We start from the raw sequence: 6000 nt of genomic DNA, 5'->3' as shown, positions 1-6000 counted from the left end.
GACATCATCGTCTTCACCAAAGGCACCACCAACGACGTCCACGTCGCACTCTCCACCGGCACCACCTTCAACCCCAGCACCAAATGGCACGACTTCTTCGGCCTCAACGGCGAAACCACCCTCTGAGGTGGCTCGGGTTCCTGTGTCGCGGCTCCGGGCCGGGGGCGCCGGTTCTCGGACCGCCGTGGACCTGACGGACTGACCGGGGCGGGGCCTCCCGAGGCAGACGTCGCCTCGGGAGGCCCCTCGCGCGCTGCGGGTCAGATGCCGCACGAGACGGTGGCGCCTCCACCGGAGAGCAGGTCGCTTCGGGACCAGCCCGACACGCCGGTCGCGCGGTTGTGCAGGTAGGTCCAGCGGGCGCCGTCGTGCCCGGTCCGCCAGCAGCGGAACGTCGCGGTCTGGCCGGGCTGGCCGTGGCCACGCGAGGTGCAGTCGGAGCCGGGTCCGGTGCGGATGTTGATGCCGGTCCCGGCGAACGTGCCGTTGACCTGCGGCTCGAAGCTGGCGATGCCCTGTGGGCAGGACGCCTGGGCCGGAGCGGCGACCGCCAGCACGGCGGCGCTGCCCAGCAGGACGGCGGCCATCGACATTCGTGCGAGTCTCATGCGGATCTCCCTTGACGATGTGACGGAACTGTCAGCTCAGGCCGGGGGCTGCGGTGTCAGAAGTGGGGGTCGAGACCGCTGCCCCAGGTGTACGAACCGGTGGCGGACAGCTGGAAGTCACATTGGATGTGGTACGACCAGCCGCCGTCCTCCTCCGTGAGGTAGCTGTGGTGCCGGTAGGTTCCGACGCTGGGGACCCCGGGCCAGAGCTGGTCCGTCCAGGTGTACGTGCCGGGCAGGATGCGGCCCGTGTAGGTCTGGCACGGTGCCGATGTGGGGAACGTCCACCAGCCGTAGGTGCCGTCCTGCAACGTGATCTCGCGGCTGACCGATGCGATCGGCATCCCGCTGTTCGGCCTGGCTTCCAGGCGTTGGTTCTTCTGGTTGTAGGCCACGTCGGCGGCCTGCGCCGTGCCGGACACGACCGGCAGCATGGCGAGGGCCAGGACCACGGCGGTGGCCCGGCAGAGTTTCCTTGCCCACGAGCGCATGATTTCCCTTCTCAGTGCTGTCGCTTCGGATGAGCCGACTACCTGAGACGAGACTGCCCGCCGCATCCACTCATGTCGTTGCGGCGGGGCGCACAGGTGTTTAGTCTCCGTGCACGGTGCGGAGCCGCTGGCGGAACTCGGTGGGCGACTGGCCGTAACGGGCGCGGAACGCCTGGCTGAAGTGCGCGGCGGTGGTGAAGCCCCACCGGGCGGCGATCGCGTTGATCGTGCGGGCGGCGAGCCGGGGTTCGGCGAGGTCGCGTCGGCACCGTTCGAGGCGCTGTTCGCGGATCCAGCCGGCGACGGTGTGCTCCTCCTGCTGGAACAGCTTGTGGAGGTAGCGCACGGAGATGTGGTGCGCTGCGGCGATCACGTCCGGGGTCAGGTCCGGGTCGCCGAGATGGTCGTGGATGAAGGCGCGGATGCGGGCGGTCAGCGCCCGCCGGCGGGTGTCCGCGGGGACGACCTTGCGGGCGTCCAGCGCGTCGGCCAACGCCGCGATCAGCACGTCGAGCGTCAGGGTGGCCAGCCGCGCGGTCTCGGCCGGGGTCAGCTCGTCCATCTGGTCGGCGAGCTGCAGCAGGAAGCGCGACGACAGCGCGCCGACGCCGCGGGCGCCGGACATGCGGACGGCGCTGAGTTCACGCAGTTCCCGGGGAGGAAACGGCAGCAGCGCCCGTGGGAAACGCAGGAGCAGCATCCGGCTCGTCGAATCGTCCGGCCGGAGCTCGGCCACGTACGGGCGCGAGGTGTCGTAGAGCACGAGATCCCCGGCGCCAAAATCGGCGCGTCTGCCGTCCTGCGTCAGCGTGCCGCTGCCACTGACCAGGCAGCTCACCTTGAACACTTCCGGGTCGGCCTGCCGGATCAGCCGGGGCGTGCGGCGCACCGAGTGCGCCGTCGTCGTCATCAGGGTCGCCTGCACCGCGCCGAACTCGCTGATGCCGACCCGCGCCTCGAAGCCGGTTTCCGTCTGCCGTTCCCGGGCCAGGTCGTACGGCACCCAGAGCTTCCCGCTGACCTCGCGCCAGAAGGCGAACCGGTCACCCGGCGAGACGTCGGCGGTGCTGACAACGTCCATCGACCAACCATAGTGACCGACACGGCCGGGCCCATCCGATTAACCCGTCTCCAGCGGCCACGCCGAACGCGCCGAGGGATCCTCGACCGGACGCGCGGCGCCGCCCCGGACGCGGGCGTCCGGGGCGGCGGACGGCTCGGTCAGCGGGCCCGTCGGTTGGCACGCAGCGCGCCCAGGAGCACGCCGGGGGTGGCCAGCGAGCTCGGGTGCGCAAGCATGGAGACGACCTCGTTGAAGCGTCGGGCGGTCGGCACGTCGGTGACGGTCGCCGAGACGATCTGCCTGCTGGCCCAGCTGGAGAGCCGGTAGCCGCGCGGGTAGGGCCCGTCGACGTGCGGCAGCGCCAGGTCGGCGGAGGTCGACATCGACCAGGCGACGTCGACCACGACCTTCTGCAGGGCGAAGAACCGGCGCGCGGGCGCGCCCAGGTCCGGGCCCGACCGCAGGTACGCCGACAGGCAGGCCGCGTGCAGGGCCGCCGCCGTCATCCCCTGCCCGTACACCGGATTGAACGACGCGACCGCGTCGCCGACGCTGACGAGCCCGGCCGGCAGGCGCCTCAGCCCGTGGAAGTCCCGCCGCCGGCTGTCGGCGTGGCGGTAGGTCTGCACCTCGCCGAGCATCTCGTTCGCGGCGAGCGCGCCGAACTCCGGCGGGAACTGCTCCCGCAGCCGGCGGACGAAGTCGTCCGCGGTGCGACCCGGGCGGTTGGCGCCGTAGCCGGCCATCATGGCCATCCACCGGCCGTCCTCCCGGGCGAAGAACGCGGCGCCGGCCACGTCCGACGACATCCTGGCGGTGTGCAGTGCCAGGACGACAGTGGCCTCCGGTGCCGCCTCCCGGCGCCGGAACAGCGCGGTCGCGTAGTTGAGGTCCACCGTCATCCGCCGCAGGGCGGGCCGGTCCCAGCCGGCCTGCTCCAACCACTCGGAGAGCCTGCTCGAGCGTCCCATCGCGTCCACCACGAGGTCACCCGACTCGACGCCCGTCGCCCCGCCGGCCTCGCAGTGGACGCCGGTGACCACGCCGCCGTCGCACACCAGACCCGTGGCGCGGGCGGTGACCGTCTTGACGTTGGGCAGCCGCAGCACCTGCTCGCGGATCAACCCCTCCAGGAGGGGCCGGGTGCCGGCCAGGCTGTCGGCGTCGTCGGGTACGACGACCTTCAGCCGGCCGTCGAGGTAGTTCCGCCGGGCCGCCGGTGGCGCCTCGATCGCCCCCTGGGCCACGGCCCGCTCGCGGAATCCCGGAAACAGGCGTTCGAGCTGGAGGAAGCCGCCGGGCAGCAGCGCGTGCAGCTGCGATCCCTGTGGCACACCCGGCCGACCGCCGGTCACGTGTGGATCGTCGCGGTCGACGATGACGACGCTCTCCGCGTAGTCGGACAACACGCGGGCCGCCAGCAGCCCGGCGACGCTGCCGCCGACCACGACGGCCCTGCCGATGACCGGGGACGGCTGGTCGGGTGGCCGCACCGCGTTCAGCGCGGCGAGGACCCGCGCCGGGGACGAGGACATCATGCTCTCCAAGGGGTACGAGGTGGGGGGAGCCTTCCCGCATGCCTGCCAGAGACCGGTGCGTGGGCGGACCGGCGGGACGGACCGGTCGGCACGACGCCCGACGATCGTCGCACAGACATCGGCCGCCTTCGAGGAGGTTCGCGGGGGTGGCCGAGCGGGTCAGCCGCCCGTGCGCGCCAGGATCTCCGCAGCCGCCCGCTCGCCGGCCTCGATCGCCCCGTCCAGGTACCCCGCCCACCGGGTGGCGGTCTCCGTGCCGGCCCAGTGCACCCGTCCCACCGGCTGGCGCAGCTCCGGGCCGTAGCCGCACCAGGAGCCGAGGGTCGGCGCCCCGCAGAAGCAACCGCGCGTCCACTCGTCCGCCGACCAGTCGTACTCGACGAACTCCTCGGGCCGCCGGGCCGCCGGCCCGACCACGGCGGCGAGGGCGTCGAGCAGGCTCGCCTGCCGGGCCTGCGGCGGCATCCGCCGCAGCGCGTTCGCCTCCGGGCCGTAGCTGAACGCGGTGAGCACCCCGCGCGGGGAGGCCGGGATGCTGTTGTCCACCGTCTCGGTGACCGGCCCGGCGAGGCAGAACGCGACGCCGGAACGGCCGTCGGCGCGCCAGAACGGTTCCGGGTAGACCGCGTGCACCTTGATCGCCGAGCCCATCGGCATCCGCTGGGTGAGCGCGTCGCGCAGGGGCGGCAGCGGTGGGTCGTACCGGATGCGGCCGGCCAGCGTCGGCGGCACGGCGACCACCACCGCGTCCGCCTCGACGCGGTCGGTGTCGGTGTGCACGACCACGCCGGTACGGTCCTGCGCGATGGCCCGCACGGGCGTGGACAGCCGCACCGCGTCCGGGCCGAGGGCGGCGGCCAGCGCCTCGGCAAGCACCGGCGGTCCGCCGACGATCCGGTCCTGCTGCGCGCCGCCGGCCATCGCGAGCAGCGCCCGGCTGCCGCCGCCGGAGCGCAGGTAGAACGCCAGTTGGAGCACGGAGATCTCGTCCGGGCCGGCGGCCAGCAGCCCGCCCGCGAGCAGCCGCCCGAGGTACCGGGCGGTGGCCGGGTCCGGCGCCGCCGTACGCAGCCAGCCGGCCAGCGTCGTACGGTCCCACTCGGCGGCCTCGGCTCCCGCCCACGGCGCGACCGGGTCGACCCGCTCGGCGTACGCGTCGAGCAGGTCGAGGACCCGCGCGGCGGCCTCGGGGGCCCCGGCGTGCCGACCGTCGGGGAAGATCACGGGCGACGCGCCGTGCGCCGCGGACGGGAAGGTGGCGATTCCGTAGCGGGCGAGGAGCCCGTTGACCCGGTCCTGGGTGGGGCCGACCCACTGGGCGCCCAGGTCGAGCTGGGTGCCGTCGGCCAGCCACCGGGTGAGCACCCGCCCGCCCACCCGGTCGCGCGCCTCCAGCACCCGCGTCCGCACCCCGGCGCGGGCGAGCGCGAGCGCGGCGGCCAGCCCGGAGAAGCCGGCACCGACCACGGCGACCTCGGTTCCCATGCGACGGCATACCCGTTTACGCCGCCGCCATGACCGCGACGCCGGATCGCGGCAGCCGGCGGAGCGGCGTGCAGCCCCGGCGATCGGGCGGATCGACCGCCGGCCGTCTCGATGCGCGCCGATCGTCGGTATCGAGACACATGAGCGTGCCGGGGCTGCGCGGCCGGCCCGGACGGGCCATCCTTGTCCGGTGCGGCGGCCGCCCGTCCTACGACGGTGGCTGCGGTGCGCGGACCGGAAGACAGTCAAGGACACGAAGGAGGATGCCGTGCGCTACGTCGACGGCCCGGCGGTCGAGTGCGACCTGCACGTGGCAGCCGATCCCGCCCGGGTGTGGGAGCTGGTCACGGACATCGAGCTGCCCGCGCGGTTCAGTCCGGAGCTGCGCCGGGTGCGGTGGCTGGACGGCAGCCGGGGGCCGACGCTCGGCGCCCGGTTCGAGGGGCACAACCACCATCCGGCGCTGGGCGAGTGGCGCACCATCTCGCACATCGTGCGGTTCGACGAGCCGCGGGCCTTCGGCTGGGTCGTGCTCGACCCGGACAACCGCTTCGGCGGCGGCCCCACCGACCCCGCGCAACCGGGTGCCAGCTGGCAGTACCGCCTCACCGCCGAGGACGGCGGGTGCCGGCTGTCCCACTCCGTGCGGATCGGCCCCGGCCGCACCGGGCTCAGCCTGGTCATCGACCGGGCCCCGGAGAACGAGGAGCAGATCATCGCACGCCGGCTGGGCGCCCTGCGAGACGCCATGACCGGCACGTTGCAGGGCATCCGGGACCTCGCCGAGCAGCCACGCTGACCACGGCGCCGGCGGG

Annotated in this window: 6 protein-coding genes; 1 reads left to right on the top strand and 5 read right to left on the bottom strand. The window is 73.7% G+C overall.

The window, feature by feature from the left end:
* Positions 1 to 260 precede the first annotated feature (260 nt).
* The 5 genes from RM555_RS25465 to RM555_RS25445 form a co-directional block, all read right to left on the bottom strand.
* Entirely contained in the window at positions 261 to 608 is a 348-nt protein-coding gene (locus RM555_RS25465; RefSeq protein WP_311414116.1) for an SH3 domain-containing protein, read from the bottom strand.
* 56 nt (positions 609 to 664) lie between these two features.
* On the bottom strand, positions 665 to 1099 hold the full coding sequence (locus RM555_RS25460) for a hypothetical protein (RefSeq protein ID WP_311414115.1): 435 nt from the start codon (positions 1097 to 1099) through the stop codon (positions 665 to 667).
* A 100-nt stretch (positions 1100 to 1199) separates the two neighbouring features.
* The gene (locus RM555_RS25455) at positions 1200 to 2180 is read right to left on the bottom strand and encodes an AraC-like ligand-binding domain-containing protein (RefSeq protein ID WP_311414114.1); all 981 of its coding nucleotides are present in this window, start codon (positions 2178 to 2180) and stop codon (positions 1200 to 1202) included.
* A 140-nt stretch (positions 2181 to 2320) separates the two neighbouring features.
* A complete protein-coding gene (locus tag RM555_RS25450) occupies positions 2321 to 3697 on the bottom strand; it encodes an FAD-dependent oxidoreductase (RefSeq protein WP_311414113.1) in 1377 nt (458 codons plus the stop codon).
* 162 nt (positions 3698 to 3859) lie between these two features.
* A complete protein-coding gene (locus RM555_RS25445) occupies positions 3860 to 5185 on the bottom strand; it encodes a flavin monoamine oxidase family protein (RefSeq protein WP_311414112.1) in 1326 nt (441 codons plus the stop codon).
* A 268-nt stretch (positions 5186 to 5453) separates the two neighbouring features.
* Between RM555_RS25445 and RM555_RS25440 the strand changes: the two genes are divergently transcribed.
* Positions 5454 to 5984 (top strand): SRPBCC family protein, encoded by a 531-nt coding sequence (locus RM555_RS25440; protein ID WP_311414111.1) that lies wholly within the window; start codon positions 5454 to 5456, stop codon positions 5982 to 5984.
* Positions 5985 to 6000: the final 16 nt, after the last annotated feature.

Source organism: Micromonospora reichwaldensis, from assembly GCF_031845925.1.
Lineage (GTDB): Bacteria > Actinomycetota > Actinomycetes > Mycobacteriales > Micromonosporaceae > Micromonospora > Micromonospora reichwaldensis.
The sequence above is the reverse complement of the archived record's forward strand: the minus strand, read 5'-3'. Positions and strand labels throughout refer to the sequence as shown.

What these genes read in the sequence shown, in the direction of transcription:
- RM555_RS25445 (WP_311414112.1), bottom strand. Translation starts at nt 5,185, where the DNA reads ATGGGAACCGAGGTCGCCGTGGTCGGTGCCGGCTTCTCCGGGCTGGCC.
- RM555_RS25450 (WP_311414113.1), bottom strand. Translation starts at nt 3,697, where the DNA reads ATGTCCTCGTCCCCGGCGCGGGTCCTCGCCGCGCTGAACGCGGTGCGG.
- RM555_RS25465 (WP_311414116.1), bottom strand. Translation starts at nt 608, where the DNA reads ATGAGACTCGCACGAATGTCGATGGCCGCCGTCCTGCTGGGCAGCGCC.
- RM555_RS25455 (WP_311414114.1), bottom strand. Translation starts at nt 2,180, where the DNA reads ATGGACGTTGTCAGCACCGCCGACGTCTCGCCGGGTGACCGGTTCGCC.
- RM555_RS25460 (WP_311414115.1), bottom strand. Translation starts at nt 1,099, where the DNA reads ATGCGCTCGTGGGCAAGGAAACTCTGCCGGGCCACCGCCGTGGTCCTG.